Origin of the sequence: Burkholderia metallica, assembly GCF_001718555.1 — a bacterium.
GTDB classification, from domain to species: Bacteria; Pseudomonadota; Gammaproteobacteria; order Burkholderiales; family Burkholderiaceae; genus Burkholderia; species Burkholderia metallica.
This window is the reverse complement of sequence record NZ_CP013403.1, coordinates 1,821,837-1,836,515: the sequence shown is the minus strand read 5'-3', so window position 1 is coordinate 1,836,515 and position 14,679 is coordinate 1,821,837. Positions and strand designations below refer to the sequence as shown.

The 14,679-nt window shown below is 68.7% G+C and carries 13 protein-coding genes; 4 read left to right on the top strand and 9 right to left on the bottom strand.

Annotated elements, in window-relative coordinates:
* Positions 1–47 precede the first annotated feature (47 nt).
* From WJ16_RS27835 to WJ16_RS27810, 6 genes are all read right to left on the bottom strand, one after another.
* Positions 48–272 (bottom strand): hypothetical protein, encoded by a 225-nt coding sequence (locus tag WJ16_RS27835; RefSeq protein WP_069260231.1) that lies wholly within the window; start codon positions 270–272, stop codon positions 48–50.
* A 278-nt stretch (positions 273–550) separates the two neighbouring features.
* Entirely contained in the window at positions 551–754 is a 204-nt protein-coding gene (locus WJ16_RS27830; RefSeq protein ID WP_069260230.1) for a cold-shock protein, read from the bottom strand.
* Between the two features lie 355 nt (positions 755–1,109).
* Complete coding sequence (locus tag WJ16_RS27825) at positions 1,110–2,090, bottom strand: sulfonate ABC transporter substrate-binding protein (RefSeq protein WP_069260229.1); 981 nt, start codon at positions 2,088–2,090, stop codon at positions 1,110–1,112.
* Between the two features lie 123 nt (positions 2,091–2,213).
* On the bottom strand, positions 2,214–3,053 hold the full coding sequence (locus WJ16_RS27820) for a MerR family transcriptional regulator (RefSeq protein WP_069260228.1): 840 nt from the start codon (positions 3,051–3,053) through the stop codon (positions 2,214–2,216).
* Positions 3,054–3,062: 9 nt separating this feature from the next.
* Entirely contained in the window at positions 3,063–3,623 is a 561-nt protein-coding gene (locus tag WJ16_RS27815) for a GNAT family N-acetyltransferase (RefSeq protein WP_069260227.1), read from the bottom strand.
* A gap of 87 nt (positions 3,624–3,710) precedes the next feature.
* The gene (locus WJ16_RS27810) at positions 3,711–4,583 is read right to left on the bottom strand and encodes a LysR family transcriptional regulator (protein ID WP_069260226.1); all 873 of its coding nucleotides are present in this window, start codon (positions 4,581–4,583) and stop codon (positions 3,711–3,713) included.
* A gap of 131 nt (positions 4,584–4,714) precedes the next feature.
* Here WJ16_RS27810 and WJ16_RS27805 point away from each other — a divergent pair, with 131 nt between their 5' ends.
* On the top strand, positions 4,715–5,713 hold the full coding sequence (locus tag WJ16_RS27805; protein ID WP_069261174.1) for a quinone oxidoreductase family protein: 999 nt from the start codon (positions 4,715–4,717) through the stop codon (positions 5,711–5,713).
* Positions 5,714–5,770: 57 nt separating this feature from the next.
* Here the strand turns inward: WJ16_RS27805 and WJ16_RS27800 are convergent, their stop codons facing one another.
* Positions 5,771–7,285, bottom strand: a complete 1,515-nt coding sequence (locus WJ16_RS27800; RefSeq protein WP_069261173.1) for an MDR family MFS transporter — start codon at positions 7,283–7,285, stop codon at positions 5,771–5,773.
* 230 nt (positions 7,286–7,515) lie between these two features.
* Here WJ16_RS27800 and WJ16_RS27795 point away from each other — a divergent pair, with 230 nt between their 5' ends.
* On the top strand, positions 7,516–9,075 hold the full coding sequence (locus WJ16_RS27795; RefSeq protein WP_069260225.1) for a methyl-accepting chemotaxis protein: 1,560 nt from the start codon (positions 7,516–7,518) through the stop codon (positions 9,073–9,075).
* A 60-nt stretch (positions 9,076–9,135) separates the two neighbouring features.
* On the opposite strand, the gene WJ16_RS27790 is transcribed toward WJ16_RS27795, so the two are convergent.
* Both WJ16_RS27790 and WJ16_RS27785 read right to left on the bottom strand, forming a co-directional pair.
* Positions 9,136–10,803, bottom strand: coding sequence for an ATP-binding domain-containing protein (locus tag WJ16_RS27790; protein ID WP_069260224.1), 1,668 nt, complete (start codon positions 10,801–10,803; stop codon positions 9,136–9,138).
* A gap of 147 nt (positions 10,804–10,950) precedes the next feature.
* Entirely contained in the window at positions 10,951–11,805 is an 855-nt protein-coding gene (locus WJ16_RS27785) for a helix-turn-helix domain-containing protein (protein ID WP_069260223.1), read from the bottom strand.
* 224 nt (positions 11,806–12,029) lie between these two features.
* Between WJ16_RS27785 and WJ16_RS27780 the strand changes: the two genes are divergently transcribed.
* Together WJ16_RS27780 and WJ16_RS27775 are read left to right on the top strand one after the other, a co-directional pair.
* On the top strand, positions 12,030–13,364 hold the full coding sequence (locus WJ16_RS27780) for an NAD(P)/FAD-dependent oxidoreductase (protein WP_069260222.1): 1,335 nt from the start codon (positions 12,030–12,032) through the stop codon (positions 13,362–13,364).
* Between the two features lie 82 nt (positions 13,365–13,446).
* Positions 13,447–14,541 carry a potassium channel family protein gene (locus tag WJ16_RS27775; RefSeq protein WP_069260221.1) on the top strand — a complete coding sequence of 365 codons (1,095 nt, stop codon included), beginning with the start codon at positions 13,447–13,449 and terminating at the stop codon, positions 14,539–14,541.
* Positions 14,542–14,679: the final 138 nt, after the last annotated feature.

Below are 14,679 nucleotides of genomic sequence, written 5' to 3'. Positions count from 1 at the left end.
GCGCAGGCCGCCGGCGCGTCGCACGCGCCGATGGCCGGGCGTCGCCATCAACCGCGGGTGTCGACCCAGTTGCGTGCCCAGCGGACCGAATGCTGCAGCGCCTGTTCCTCGCTCGCGAAGTAATCGAGCGAATAGAACTGGTAGCGGCCTTCGGTGCGCGCGCTGTCGGCGCGTTCGAGCAGCAGGTTGGATGAAAAACTGCCGTCGGGCAAACGGTGCGCCGAGGGTTGAACGGCATAGCCGTTGTATTGCTGAAATCGTTGGTTGTGCATTTTAATTTTAATGATGTTCGAGTGCGTGCGTGCCGTGCGGAATGTGCACCGGCCCGTCGATTCAAAGCCATTGCGAGCTGAATCCGACGCAGTCGTAAAGCGAAAAAAGGGCTTGGCAGCCAGAGGGGGAATGAAGTGCAACGAGACGTGTGGCGCTCGGCAAGCTGCTGAATGAATCGAGGCAGCCAAGAGCGATCGCGCCAACTTTGGGAGACCAATCTCCGCGAGGATGTCGCTGCAACCCGGCGCCCGTGACGGGCGGCCGGGTTCTTCAAACTTTACAGCGGCTTGATGTTGGCCGCTTGCAGACCCTTCGGGCCTTGCTTCGTTTCGAAGCTCACTTTCTGATTTTCAGCCAGCGTCTTGAAGCCGTCGGCGCGAATTTCGGAGAAGTGTGCGAACAGGTCGTCGCCGCCGTTGTCGGGCGAGATGAAGCCGAAGCCTTTGCTGTCGTTGAACCACTTGACGGTACCGGTATCCATGAAGAATCCTTGAGAAAAAAATGAGAGAGTTGCCCTGTAAACGGGCGCGTGAAGCATCAAGGAGAGAGAGGACAACGAATACCGCTGGGAAGCGAGCAATTGATGAACAGCAATCGGACTTCTTGAACTTCGGGTGACACACTAACCGCCGGGCAGTGGTGGCGTCAACGTTTAACTTGTAACTGTTTTACCCGCCGGTCGGTTTTGCGGATGGCGCGATGTGGCCCTGCGAGGCCCGCGCTCGGGTGCGATGCCGGCCATTCGTCCCGCGTTCCCTGACGATTCAATACGAACCCACAGGCCGACGAGTCGTGCGCTCGTCGGCCTGTGGGGCGGGATGCGCGCGGCGTATTCGCTACTTGGCCGCGAGCGCGCTCTGCACGTTTTTATCGACCCACGCGTTGTCGGCCACGTTCAGCTTCTGCGGAATCAGCTTCGCCGCAAGAAACGCGTCGGCGACACCCTGCTGGGCCGCGACGATCTTTTCGTCGAGCGGCACCGCGCCGAACGGCACACGCTTGAGCCACGTTTCGACGAGCGGTTGCGGCAGGCCGACCTTCGGCGCGATCAGCGCGGCCGTGTCGGCCGGATGCGCGTTGACCCACTGGCCCGTCTCGCGCGCTTGCTTCAGGATCGCGCCGACCACATCGGGATGCTGTTGCGCGAAGTCCCGCGTGGCTTCGTAGAAGTTGTTGGTGGCCGCGAGGCCCGTGTAATCGGACAGCGTGCGCACCTTCAGCGCATTCTGTGCGGCCGCGTAGTACGGATCCCAGACGACCCACGCGTCGACGTTGCCGCTCTCGAATGCGGCCCGCGCATCAGCGGGCGGAAGGTAGACGGGTCGGATTTCGTCGTAGCGCACGCCGGCCTTCTTCAGTGCTTCGAGCAGCAGGTAGTTCGCGCTCGAACCCTTCTGCAGGGCGATCTTCTTGCCGCGCAGGCCGGCGACCGAACGGATCGGCGAATCGGCCTTCACGAGCACCGCTTCGTTGTGCGGCGCCGGCGGTTCCGCGCCGACATAGACGAACTGCACGCCGGCCGCCTGCGCGAACACGGGCGGCGGCGCGCCCGTATAGCCGAAGTCGATGCTGTTCGCGTTCAGTGCTTCGAGCAGTTGCGGGCCGGCCGGGAACTCGAACCACTGGACGCCATAGCCGAGCGGCTTGAGCCGCGCTTCGAGCGAACCTTGTGCCTTGACGACCGACAGCAGGCCGGCCTTCTGGTAGCCGATGCGCACGACCTTGTCGGCGCCGCCTTGCGCGAAGGCGGACGCGGCGGACAGCGCGACGACCGTCACGGCGGCGCTGCGGGCGATCCAGCGGGTAAAACGAATCATCGAACGGACTCCATGCAGAACGTCTTCGGGCGAGCGGCGGCGCCGCTCGGTTGGAAGAATCGTCGCATGGGCGATCACACCCGCAAACGAAGCATTGTCGATATCAATATGACGGCCGCGCGCCTATGCTTCGTCGCCGTCGTGTTCCGGTGCCGGCGTGCCGGACTGCCGCGCGGCCTCGTCGCTGAGCTTCTTGTCGAGGATCGTCGCGACGCGGCCGCCGAGATATGCGCTCGCCGCGGTTTCCAGCGCGCGGTTCGTCTCGCCTTCGACGAACACGGCCGCGAGCGGGCGCAGGCGCCAGATCGCGTCGACGAGCTCGGGCACGTCGGTGGCGGGCGGCAGCGTGCCGGCGTCGTAGCGGTCGAGCCGCTTCACGACGAGATCGACGAGCAGCCGCGCGATCGCATCGAAATGCGGCCGCGCGAGGCTGATCACGTCGAGCAGCTCGCGCGGCGGGATGCCTTCCTTCGTCATCGCGGCGGCCGCTTCGAGCAGCGCGGGGCTCTTCGCGACGAACGACAGCCCGCGCCGTTCGAGCAGGCCGAGTTCGGTCACGCGCGACAGCTGCGTGGTCGCCTGCGGGCCGAACATCTGCGCGAGCGCGGCGAGCGAGTAGGTTTTCGGCAGTTCGTGCGACCAGCGTCCGCCGATCGCGTTTTCGAGGCCGAGGATCGAGCGCAGGTCGTGGCCTTCGTCGATCGCCTTGATCAGATCCTGGATGTTCGACAGCGTGTAGCCGCGCGCGAGCAGATGGTTGATCAGCTTCAGGCGCGCGACGTGCGTGTCGTCGTAGATGCCGACTCGGCCGCGTTTTTCCGGCGGCGCGAGCAACCCGCGATCCTGGTACGCGCGGACGTTGCGCACGGTCGTGTCGGACACGCGCGCGAGTTCGTCGACGGTGTACTCGTTGCGGGCGTCGGGCGCCGCGTCGTCGGGGGTGGAATGAGTCTGTTTTGCCATGCGGCCATTCTAGCGCGACGGGGTGTGCGCGGGCGAGCCGGCGGCCGTGCGCGCGGCGCCGCCGAGCGGGCGCTGCAGCAGCGCCGTGTCGATCCAGCGGCCGTGCTTGAACCCCACGGCCTTCAGCAGGCCGGCCGGTTCGAAGCCGAATGCGCGATGCAGCGACGTCGAGCCGCCGGTGCCGCCGTCGGCGATCACCGCGATCATCTGCCGCCACGGGCCGGCCTCGCAGCGTTCGATCAGCGCGGCGAGCAGCGCGCGGCCGATCCCGCGCCCGCGCTGCGTGTCGTCGATGTAGATCGAATCCTCGATCGTGAAGCGGTACGCGCTGCGCGTGCGGTACGGCGTCGCGTACGCGTAGCCGGCCACGCGGCCGTCGCATTCGGCGACGAGGTACGGCAGCCCGTGGTCCAGCACCGCGCGGCGGCGCGCGCGCAGTTCGGCGACGTCGGGCGGGGTTTCCTCGAACGACGCGACGCTGTGGTGCACGTGGTGCGCATAGATTGCGTGGATCGCATCGAGGTCGGCATCGGTCGCGTCGCGAACGACGCAGGCGGGGGCGGTGGTCATGGCGGCGGGTCGGGCGGATTCGGAACGCAAACCGCTACTATGCCGGCCGCCGGCGCGCGTGGCAAAGCCGCAATCGGCGCCGGCCGCCTATAGCCGGCCGTCGGCCGCGTGAACCGCGTCGGCGATCGCGTCGGCCACGCGCTGCACGCGCGGCGACCGGCGCACGTCCGGGTGGACCACGAGCCAGATCTCGCGCTCGATGTCGCAACGCGGCGCGGCCGTCAGCTCGACGAGCGGCGCACCGGCATGCGCGGCCGGATCGTCGACGAGAAACCGCGGCAGCAGCGCGACGCCCGCGCCGGCCGCGCACGCGCGATGCTGCGCGGCCAGGTCGTTGGTGACGAACGCGAAACGGCGCCCGGCCGCGAAGCGGGCGAGCCACCGATGCTGCGGCGTTTGCGCGAGCGCGTCGTCGTAGCCGACGAACGCCCAGGTGTCGGGCGGCGCGTCTGCCCATTCCGGCGCCGCGCACAGCGCGAAGCGCATCGTGCCGAGCCGGCGCGCGGCGAGGCCCGGCTCGGTCGGCCGCGACAGCCGCACCGCGAGATCGGCTTCGCGCGCGTACAGGTTCGCCGCCTGCATCTCGCCTGCGAGGTCGATCCGCAGCGCCGGCCACGCGCGCTGCGCGCGGGCGAGCCGCGGCGCGAGGAAATGGCTCGCGAATACCGGCGACGCCGAGACGCGCACCACGCCGTCGAGCGCCGCCGCGCCCTGGGCGGCGCGCGCGAACGCATGCGCGTCGGCTTCGATGCGCGCCGCGTGTTCGGCAAGGTGGAGCCCTTCGTCGGTCGGCGGCCAGCCGCGCGGCAGCCGGTCGAACAGCCGGATGCCGAGCGCCGACTCCAGCGCATCGATGCGCCGCGCGACCGTTGAATGCTGAACCTGGAGCGCCCGCGCGGCGGCCGACAGGCTGCCGCCGCGCATCACCGCAAGGAAATAGCGGACGTCGTCCCAGCTCATCGGGAGCGCGGAGGGAGCGGTGGGTGCCAGATCGGTCGAATTTTGCACGGTGGATGGGCGATTGTCGGGAATTCCGATCGATTATGCACGATGGGATGATCGTGTCACTTCATTCGATCAAGAGGAACGTCATGACCCAGACTGCCACCGCCATCCGGATCGGCATCGACCGCTACGGCGACGCCGGCGTGCTGCGCCGCGTCGATGCGCCCGTCGCGGCGCCCGGCGCCGGCGAAGTGCGGATTCGCCAGACCGCGATCGGCGTGAATTTCGTCGACATCTATTTCAGGACGGGTGCGCACGCGTTGCCGGCGCTGCCGGACGCGCTCGGCGTCGAGGCCGCCGGCGTGATCGACGCGGTCGGGCCCGGCGTGACGGCGCTCGTTCCCGGGCAACGGGTCGCGTATGCGGGGATGCCGACCGGCAGCTACGCGAGCCTGCGCACGATGCCGGCCGAGCGCGTGCTGCCGATTCCCGACGGCCTGAGCGACGCCGCGGCGGCCGCCGGGCTGCTGAAAGGGATCACCGTCTACATGTTGCTGCACCGCGTCCGGCAGGTCGGCGCCGGCGACACGGTGCTCGTGCATGCGGCAGCCGGCGGTGTCGGGCTGCTGGCGACGCAATGGGCGCGTGCGCTCGGCGCGCGGGTGATCGGCACGGTCGGGTCGGCCGCGAAGGCCGCGCTCGTGCGCACGCATGGCGCGGAGGCGGTCGTCGATTATCGCGAGGAAGATTTCGTCGGAGCGGCGCGCGCGTTCGGCGGCGGGATGGGGGTCGACTACGCGATCGACGGAATCGGCGGCGACGTGCTCACGCGTACGCTCGGCGCGGTGCGTCCGTTCGGGATGGTCGCGAGCATCGGGCAGGTGGCCGCGATCGGCGCGCGGCAGACGTTCGATCTCGACGAGCTTGGGCCGGCGCGGTCGATCGCGCTGGCGCGGCCGAGCGTGCTCGGCTTCATCGCGCGCGACGTCGACGGATATCGGGAGGCTGCACGCGCGACGCTCGAACGGCTGGCGGGCGGGATGCATGTGGAGATCGGCGCGCGGTTGCCGCTCGAACAGGCGGCCGAAGCGCACCGGCTGCTGGAGTCGCGTGCGACGACGGGCGGGGTCGTACTGGTGCCTTGACGGCGGCCCGCCGGGTCGCGATGCGACACGACGCTCGCATCGCGATCCGCAGGATGCTCAGTGGTGCTTGCGCAGCGGCGCATCCTCCACGAACCACGCGAGCACGAACGCGATCGCGATGATCGTCGCCGCCGCGAGGTACACGACATGCAGCGACCCGGCGAACGCATGCAGGTACGCGTCGCGCACGGCATCCGGCAACTGGTGCACGGCGGCCGGGCCGAGCGCGGGCGGCAGCGCCGTGCCGGCCGGGAGTGCCGCCGTCACCCGCGACTCCAGCCCGTGCGAGAACAGCGCGCCGAACGCCGCGACGCCGAGCGAGCCGCCGATCGAGCGGAACAGCGTCGCGCCGGACGTCGCGACGCCCATGTGCCGGAACTCGACCGTGTTCTGCACGGCGAGCGTGAGTACGGGCATCACCATGCCGAGCCCGATGCCGAGCAGCGCCATGTATGCATACATCGTGTGCAGCGGCGTATCGAGCGTCAGCGTCGACAGCAGCGCCATCGCGATGCCGCCGGTCAGCGTGCCGAGGATCGGGAACATCCGGTACGAGCCGAGCCGCGAGATCAGCCGGCCGCTGACGACCGACGTCACGAGCATCCCGCCCATCATCGGCAGCAGCTGCATCCCGGCCTGCGACGGCGTCGAGCCCTTCACGACCTGCAGGTAGAGCGGAATGAACGTGACCGAGCCGAACAGCGCGATGCCGACGACGAAGCCGATCAGGCTCACCAGCACGAAGGTGCGATGGCGGAACAGTTCGAGCGGCATGATCGGCTCGGCCGCGAGCCGCTCTTCGTAGATGAAGCCGCCGATCGCGACGACGCCGAGCACGAGCGTCATCCACAGCTGCGGCGACGTCCACGGCAGCAGCGAGCCGCCTTCGCTCGTGAACAGGATCACGCAGGTGAGGGCCGTGGCGAGGAACGCGGCGCCCATGTAGTCGATCCGGTGCTTCACGTGCGCGGTGTGCGGCCGGAACGCGACGCCGATCACAGCGAGCGCGAGAAAGCCGAGCGGCAGGTTGATCGTGAAGATCCAGCGCCACGACAGGTGCTCGACCAGGAAGCCGCCGAGCAGCGGGCCGACGATCGTCGCGAGGCCGTACACGCCGCCGAACATCCCCTGGTAGCGCGCGCGGCGATCGGGCGGCACCAGATCGCCGATCGCGGCCATCGTGACGACCATCAGGCCGCCGCCGCCGAGCCCCTGCAGCGCGCGCAGCACGATCAGCTGCGTCATGTCCTGCGCGACGCCGCACAGCGCGGAACCCGCGAGGAACAGCACGATCGCTGCCTGCAGCACGATCTTGCGGCCGTAGAGGTCGCCGAGCTTGCCGTACAGCGGAAGCACGACGGTGGACGACAGCAGGTATGCGGTGACGACCCACGACAGCTGGTCGAGCCCGCCGAGGTCGCCGACGATCGTCGGCAGCGCGGTCGACACGATCGTCTGGTCGAGCGCGGACAGCAGCATCACGAGCAGCAGCGCGGCGACGATCAGCCCGGTCGGGGCGTCGCGGCGGCCCGCGTCGGCGGCCGGCGGAGTGAGGAAGGTGTGGGTGGTCATCGAGATATCTGCCATGGCAGGGAATTGTGTCGAACTATAGCCACGGATAGTTGACTGGTCAATTTCTGCCCAGCCTCGATGTGTTGCAGCCGTAACAGAAGATTGCCGGCGCGAAAAATTGACCGGGATCAGCGGAAAGCGGGGCCCGACTCAAGTTTTTTGCAGGCAAACCGTAATCCAGAGTGCCGCGCGCCGATTGCCGCGACACTTTTTACCGCTCACGTCCCGTCATGAACCTGAACGCCCTGTTTTCCCGTTTCTCGATCCGTACGCGGATCTTCTCCACGCTCGGCCTCGTCGCCGCGCTGCTCGTCGTATCGGGGCTGATCGGCCTCGCCGGCATGCAGAGCTCGAACCGCGCGCTCGACGAGGCGTATACGCGGCAACTGGCTGCGAAGACCGCGCTGTCGGCGGCCAGCCTGAATCTGACGATCGTGCGCACGACGCTCGACCGCGCGATGCTGCACCCGGAAGCGCCGGAAGTGCCCGATCTCGTCAAGAAGGCCGAAAACTATCTCGCGAAGGCCGACGCCGCATGGCGCGGCTACGCATCGATGCCGCACGACGGCGACGAAGGCCCGCTCGCGAGCCGCCTCGACGCCGCGCGTCAGGCGCTGATCGGGCAGGCGCTGAAGCCGATGATCGACGCCGTTCGCGCCGGCCGCCGCGACGAGGCCGACCGGTTGCTGATGTCGGTCGCGCCGCCGCTGTCGGTTGCGCTCACGCAGGCGACCGATGCGCTCGACGCGTACCAGGTCGCGCGCGGCAAGGCGGTGTACGACACCGCGCAGACCTACTACGGCTGGATGCGCGCGGGCGCGATCGCGGGGATCGCCTTTGGTCTCGCCGCATGCCTCGGCTGCGCGGTCGGCCTGCATTACGCGATCACGCAGCCGGTGAACCGGCTGCTGTCGCATTTCCGCCGCCTGTCGGAAGGCGACCTGACGTCGGAAGTGCGCTGGTCGTCGCGCGACGAGATGGCCGAGCTGGTCAAGGGCGTGACCGGCATGCAGCGCAGCCTCGCGGACACCGTGCGCCAGGTCAGTCAGGGTTCCGAAGCGATTTCGACGGCGACGCACCAGATCGCGGCCGGCAACACCGACCTGTCGCAGCGCACCGAGGAGCAGGCTGCCGCGCTGCAGGAGACGGCCGCGAGCATGGAGCAGCTCACCGCGACCGTGAAGCAGAACGCGGATAACGCGATGCAGGCGCAGGCCTGCGCGGACACCGCGAGCGAAATCGCGACGCGCGGCGCGACGGTGGTCGGCGAGGTGATCGGCACGATGAACGAAATCGACCAGAGCTCGCAGAAGGTCGCCGACATCATCGGCACGATCGAGGGCATCGCATTCCAGACCAACATTCTCGCGCTGAATGCGGCGGTCGAAGCCGCGCGCGCGGGCGAGCAGGGTCGCGGCTTCGCGGTGGTCGCCGGTGAGGTGCGCACGCTCGCGCAACGCTCGGCGTCGGCGGCGAAGGAAATCCGCACGCTGATCGGCGAATCGGTCGAGCGCGTCGCGAACGGCTCGCGGCTCGTCGGCATGGCCGGCACGACGATGCAGGACATCCAGCAGGCGATCGGCCGCGTGACGGGCATCATGACGGAGATCGCGGCCGCGTCGAACGAGCAGCGCGACGGGATCGAGCAGGTGAACCGCGCGGTGTCGCAGATGGACCAGGTGTCGCAGCAGAACGCGGCGCTCGTCGAACAGGCCGCGGCCGCCGCCGCATCGCTCGAAGAGCAGGCCGACGGCCTGCGCCGCGCGGTCGGCGCGTTCCAGGTCGCCTGATCGACCGCGGGCGGCGGCGGGGCGGGGATTCGCCCGACGGCCCGCCGCCCGCCCGTTACGTCAGACGGCGGCGAGCTGCGCCGCCGCGCGCGACGACGCGACGATCAGCAGCTTCATCGTCGCGCGCGTCGCGCCGACGAAGAGCTTGCGCGCGGCCCGCGCGTCGAGCGTGTCGAAGTCGACTTCGGTGAGGATCACGCACGGCGCCGACTGGCCCTTGAAGCGGTAGATCGAATCGAGCAGCACGTCGCCTTCGCGATACTCCGGATTGCCGAACAGGTCGTACTTGCCGGTGAAGCTCTTGAGCCGGTGCGGGCCGAGCTGGTCGAGCGGCGCGAGCACCGAGCCTTCGCGGCCGCGATACGACAGCACCGCGATGTCCTGCTTGCGAAAGCCGAGCGACAGCGCATGCGTGATCGCGCGCTTGGTCGCGTCGATGCAGGCGTCGGCCAGCGCGTCTGCCGACGCGCCGGCTTCCCCGTACGCCGACACCGACGGATCCGAACCGTCGAACGGGCTGCCCGAGCGCAGCTCGGCCGCGAGCGGCTCGACCCGGCCGACGATGTCGCGCACGAATTCGAGCAGGTCGCGCGGGCTGCGGTAATTCGTCAGCGCCTTCAGCGTGACCCAGCCGGGCAGCGCGACGGGCTCGCGCATGTACAGGTTCTGCAGCGGATCTTCGAGCCACCACCATGCGCCGTCGGCCGCCAGCAGGCGCTCCAGCGCCACCGCCCACGGCGCATGGAAATCCTGCCCTTCGTCGACGACCAGCACGTCGAAGCGCCAGCGTTCGGGGATCGGCGTTTCGGCGAAGCGCGTCTCGAGCCGCTCGAATTCGCCGGGCACCTGGAAGTCGGGCGTATAGCCGCCATCGCGCGCGACCCAGTCGCACAGCTGGTGGTAGTTCGCGATCTTCGCGCCGGGCGGCGCGATGCGCGCGATATAGTCGGCGAGCGGCCGGTTGAAGCACACGTAGAGTACGCGCTTGCCGGCCGCGACCGCGTCGCGCATCGCCTGCACCGCGAGCTGCGTCTTGCCCGAGCCGGCCGTGCCGGTCACGCGCAGCCGGAACGGCGCGAATTCGAGCTGGCGCGCCCATGCGGCGAGTCCGCCCGACAGCCGCGTGACGAGCGTGCCGGCCTGGCCGACGAGCGCGCTCGTGTCGGGCGTGAGCGCGAGCTCGTCCGCGAGGAAATGGTGGAGTTTCGCTGCGTTCGGAAACGCTTCGTCGTCTTCGGGCAGGATGCGCAGGATCACCTGCGCGAGCTGCGCCTTGCGCGACGCATCGACGATGCGGTCGGCCGCGACGCCGGCGATCGACGCGTCGCGGATCGAGTAGTCGGGGCAGTACAGCAGCGCCTCGACGCCGTAGACGCCCGCGCCGAGCGCGGCCGTCAGGCGGCGGTGCAGCGTTTCCTGCGTGCGCGCGAGCTGGATCGGGACGTTGCGCTCCTTCTGCAGATAGACCTTCACGAGCCCTTTCGGCGTCTCGCGCAGGAAGCCGGCTTTCTGCTCGATCAGCAGCACGCGGCCGGCCGGGCTCACGACGACGAACGCGGCCTCGCCGAACACCGAGAAAGCCTGGTCGGCGCGGGTCCAGTGCACGCCGTGATACACGGTGTAGCTGTCGGGCAGCGCATGTTCGAGCGCGGCGAGCGTTTCGCGCTCGCGTTCGGCCGCGCCGGTCGCGGCGAGGCTTTTCCAGTCGTCGGGGATGAGGCGGGCCATGGCGTCGGGCGGCGGATGCCGGCGTGGGCGTGAGCGGGTGCGGCTATTGTACTGAGGTGCCGGGTGATAAACCTGTTCACGGCCGCCGTGCCGCGCGGACGTCGGCCGCCAGCAGGCGCAACGGCCGGGGACGTTGCTCGGGTTGCGTTACCCGCGGGCGAGCCGTTTCGCGAGATCGGCGCTGAGGATCGCCATGCGTGCGGGCTTTTCGTAGCAGACGACGTCGAACGCGCGGATCACTTCGCTGATGTCGGCTTCGCTCGCGCGGCCGGTGAGGAGGTCGCCCGTCAGCACGAAGATCGGCGCACCCGGATTGTCGGACGTGCGCACGGCCTTGATCGCGGTGGCGGCGGTGCCGTCGTCGAACAGCCATTCGGTCAGGACCGCGTCGAACGCCTGACCCTGCAGCGCGTCGACGAACGGTGCGAGACCGTCGAATGCGGCCGTTGCGAAACCCTGACGTTCGAGATAGCGGCACAGCTCGGTCGCGCTGACGCGATCGGGGTCGATCACCGCGACGACGAGCTTGTCGCTCTCCGCGCGGCGCGGATAGATCTCGATCTTGTGCACGTCGTACGCGTTCTGGTACAGCACGCCGGTGTGGCGCAGCACGCGCCAGCGACCGTTCTGTTCATACGCGACGAATTCGGGACGCGCGCCGGCTTCGAGCGGCGCGCCGATCCATGCGGTGCACGGAATCTCGGCGACGCCCGCATAGAGCACGGCTTCCTGCGAATAGGCGCCGACCATGCCGGGGTCGAGCGTTTGCGCGCCGAACAGCTGGGCGGCGGGTTCGCCGTACGCTTCGGCGACTTTCTTGATCTGCGCGAGCGTCCAGGGGCTGCTGCCGCGCAGCTTACGATGGCCTTGCGAGAAACTCAGGTCGAGGATGCGGCAGAGTTCGGTGGTCTGCTGGCGCTTGCCGATGCCGTTGCGGGTCATCAGCTCGCGCACGCGCTCGGCAACCGCGAGGGAATCCGTGGTGATTGCTTCAGTGGTCATGCTACGGGAACGGATCGTGACGTTCAGAACGACGCCTTGCGGCAGTCTCGACGGACAGTCTTCATGACGTCCAGGGGCGAGCCGACCGGCCACGCGCGGAAAAGATAACTTTACCGCAAAATAGTCGTTATTCAGCGGAGTGAAAGGTGCGTTTGTGTGAAAGGTGTGTCACGACGTTACCACCGCCGGCCGAATCCGGAAGCATTCTTGACTGACAGGAAACAATGACGACCACCTATCCATTGCACGATGCGCTGACCGCGGCCGACACGCCGTTCCCGGACGAAGCCGACGTCGTGATTGCCGGCGCCGGCATCATGGGCTGCGCAGCCGCGTATTACCTGGGCCTGCGCGGCCTGAAGGCCGTCGTGCTCGACAAGTCGCGCATCGCCGGGCAGCAGTCGACCCGCGCCTGGGGCTTCGTGCGACAACAGGGGCGCGAAGCGGCCGAGGTGCCGCTGATGATGGCCGGCATGCGGATCTGGGAGCAGTTAGAGGAAACGCTCGGTTTCGATCTCGAATGGCGGCAGGGCGGCTGTCTCTATATTGCGGACAACGAAACGGATTGGGCGTCGTTCAATGCGTGGCTCGCCGTCGCGCGCGAGCACGGGCTCGACACGCGCACGCTGACGCGCGCGCAGATCGACGAACGCGTGAGCGGCCTGGCGCCGAACGCGCGCACGCTCGGCGGGCTGTACACGGCGACCGACGGGCAGGCCGAGCCGCGCCGGGTGGCCGCCGCGTTCGCCGCGCGTGCCGTCGAGGCCGGCGCGCGCTTCTTCGAAGGCTGCGGCGTGACCGCGATCGAGACGGCCGGCGGCACGGTGGCCGGCGTCGTGACCGAGCGCGGCACGATCCGCACGCGGCGCGTGATCTGCGCGGCCGGCGCGACCAGCTTCCGGCTTCTCGACGGCGTCGGCATCCGGCTGCCGCAGCAGGCCGTACGCGGCACCTGCATGCGCACCAACGTCGTGCCGCCGGTGTCGGCGTCGACGGTGTGGGGGCACGGCCTCGGCATCCGGCAGCGCAGGAACGGCACGATCAATCTGGCCGACGACATGCAGGTCGACGTCGACCTGACGCTCGGCCACCCGCGCGGGTTGAGCCTGTTCTGGCCGGCGTTCTGGTCGCAGCGCGACAAATTCCGGCTGCACGTGAACGGCGCCGCATGGCGCGATGCGCTCGCCCGCATCAATGGTGCGACCGGGCCAATCGAGCCGCGCGATCCGCAGCCGCAGCCGAATCGCGCGCACGCGCCGCGTGCGCTCGCGAAACTCAAGGCGATCTTTCCCGCGCTGAAGGACGCGCAGATCGTCGAGGCGTGGGCCGGCCTGATCGACGTGCTGCCCGACGGCATTCCGGTGATCGATGCGCCGGGCACGCCGTCCGGGCTCGCGATCGCGACGGGGTTCTGCGGCCACGGTTTCGCGATGGGGCCGATCGTCGGGCGGCTGCTTGCCGAATGGATCGACACGGGCGCGCCGTCGCTCGACCTGTCGGCGTTTCGCGCGCAGCGCTTCGTCGACGGCACGATGGTGCGGCCACGCAGCATGCTGTAACGGAAGAATCGACGCGATGACGCCGGCCGGTCGAAGCCGACCCATCGTAGAATCGAGCCCGCATCCTTCAGGAGATTCCCCGTTGGCAACGCCTTCCGCCCAGCGCCGCTCGTTGCGCTCACGCCTGCGTCGCGCCCGCAACCCGTGGCAGGCGCCGCGTGCGCGCACGCTGTTCACGCGTCCGGCGACGTCGCCGCAGCGCACGCTGTTGTTCCGTGTCGGCGCGGTCGTGCTGCTGTGCGCGCTCGCGTTCCTCGTGCTGTATCTCGATCGGGACGGGCTGCGCGATTCGACCAAGAGCACGCCGATGACCGTCTCCGATCTCGTGTACTTCACGATGGTCACGGTCGCGACGGTCGGCTACGGCGACATCGTGCCCGTCACCGCACGGGCGCGTCTCATCGATGCGTTCTTCATCGTGCCGATCCGCATCGTCATCTGGTTCATTTTCCTGGGCACGGCGTATCAGTTCGTGATCCAGCGCGTCGTCGAGGAATTCCGCATGAAACGCCTGCAAAAGCAATTGTCCGATCACATCGTCGTCTGCGGTTATGGCCTGTCGGGCTCGATCGCGGTGCGCGAACTGCTCGAGAGCGGCGTCGATCCGGCGACGCTCATCGTGATCGACTCGCAGCAGCAGGCGATCGAGGCCGCGACGTCGCTCGGCGTGGCCGGATTGCTCGGCGATCCCGCGCACGAGGATCTGCTGCAGCAGGCGCAGGTGCGTGAAGCGAAGGCCGTGATCATTTCGGTGACCGACGATCCGACCGCGATCCTGCTGACGCTGTCGGTGCGCAGCATCGCGCCCGATACGAAGATCGTCGTGCGGATCCAGGAGAACCTGTACCAGCGGCAACTGCGGCAGGCGGGTGCGGACGTGATCGTGTCGTCGACGAAGATCGGCGCGCTGCTGCTCGCGGATGCCGTGCATAGCCGCTATATCGTGCCGTTCGTGAACGACATGCTGTCGACGCGCGGACGCGCGACGCTGCTGGAGCGCGAGGCGATGCCGCAAGAGGTCGGCTGCATGACGAACGTCGTGCCGGGTGCGATCGTCGTCGGGCTCGATCGGTGCGGGAAGATCTTCTCGTTCTACGAAGACCCGCCGTGCAGGATCGAGGCGGGGGACACGCTGGTCGTGATCCAGTCGGCGCGGATTCCGGATGCGGATGTGTGAGCCCGTTCGGATCGACGTGTACGCGATACATGCGATGCGCGCCCGCATGTGCGGAACGTGCGCGATATCCGTCGCCGGCGCCGTGATCTGACGGACCCTGTCGCGCGGAAGGCCGGGTGCAATGGCCCGGCGGGCCGC

Excerpts from the sequence above, each read along its gene's own strand:
- WJ16_RS27835 (WP_069260231.1), bottom strand. The coding sequence starts at position 272 with ATGCACAACCAACGATTTCAGCAATACAACGGCTATGCCGTTCAACCC.
- WJ16_RS27830 (WP_069260230.1), bottom strand. The coding sequence starts at position 754 with ATGGATACCGGTACCGTCAAGTGGTTCAACGACAGCAAAGGCTTCGGC.
- WJ16_RS27825 (WP_069260229.1), bottom strand. The coding sequence starts at position 2,090 with ATGATTCGTTTTACCCGCTGGATCGCCCGCAGCGCCGCCGTGACGGTC.
- WJ16_RS27820 (WP_069260228.1), bottom strand. The coding sequence starts at position 3,053 with ATGGCAAAACAGACTCATTCCACCCCCGACGACGCGGCGCCCGACGCC.
- WJ16_RS27815 (WP_069260227.1), bottom strand. The coding sequence starts at position 3,623 with ATGACCACCGCCCCCGCCTGCGTCGTTCGCGACGCGACCGATGCCGAC.
- WJ16_RS27810 (WP_069260226.1), bottom strand. The coding sequence starts at position 4,583 with ATGAGCTGGGACGACGTCCGCTATTTCCTTGCGGTGATGCGCGGCGGC.
- WJ16_RS27805 (WP_069261174.1), top strand. The coding sequence starts at position 4,715 with ATGACCCAGACTGCCACCGCCATCCGGATCGGCATCGACCGCTACGGC.
- WJ16_RS27800 (WP_069261173.1), bottom strand. The coding sequence starts at position 7,285 with ATGACCACCCACACCTTCCTCACTCCGCCGGCCGCCGACGCGGGCCGC.
- WJ16_RS27795 (WP_069260225.1), top strand. The coding sequence starts at position 7,516 with ATGAACCTGAACGCCCTGTTTTCCCGTTTCTCGATCCGTACGCGGATC.
- WJ16_RS27790 (WP_069260224.1), bottom strand. The coding sequence starts at position 10,803 with ATGGCCCGCCTCATCCCCGACGACTGGAAAAGCCTCGCCGCGACCGGC.
- WJ16_RS27785 (WP_069260223.1), bottom strand. The coding sequence starts at position 11,805 with ATGACCACTGAAGCAATCACCACGGATTCCCTCGCGGTTGCCGAGCGC.
- WJ16_RS27780 (WP_069260222.1), top strand. The coding sequence starts at position 12,030 with ATGACGACCACCTATCCATTGCACGATGCGCTGACCGCGGCCGACACG.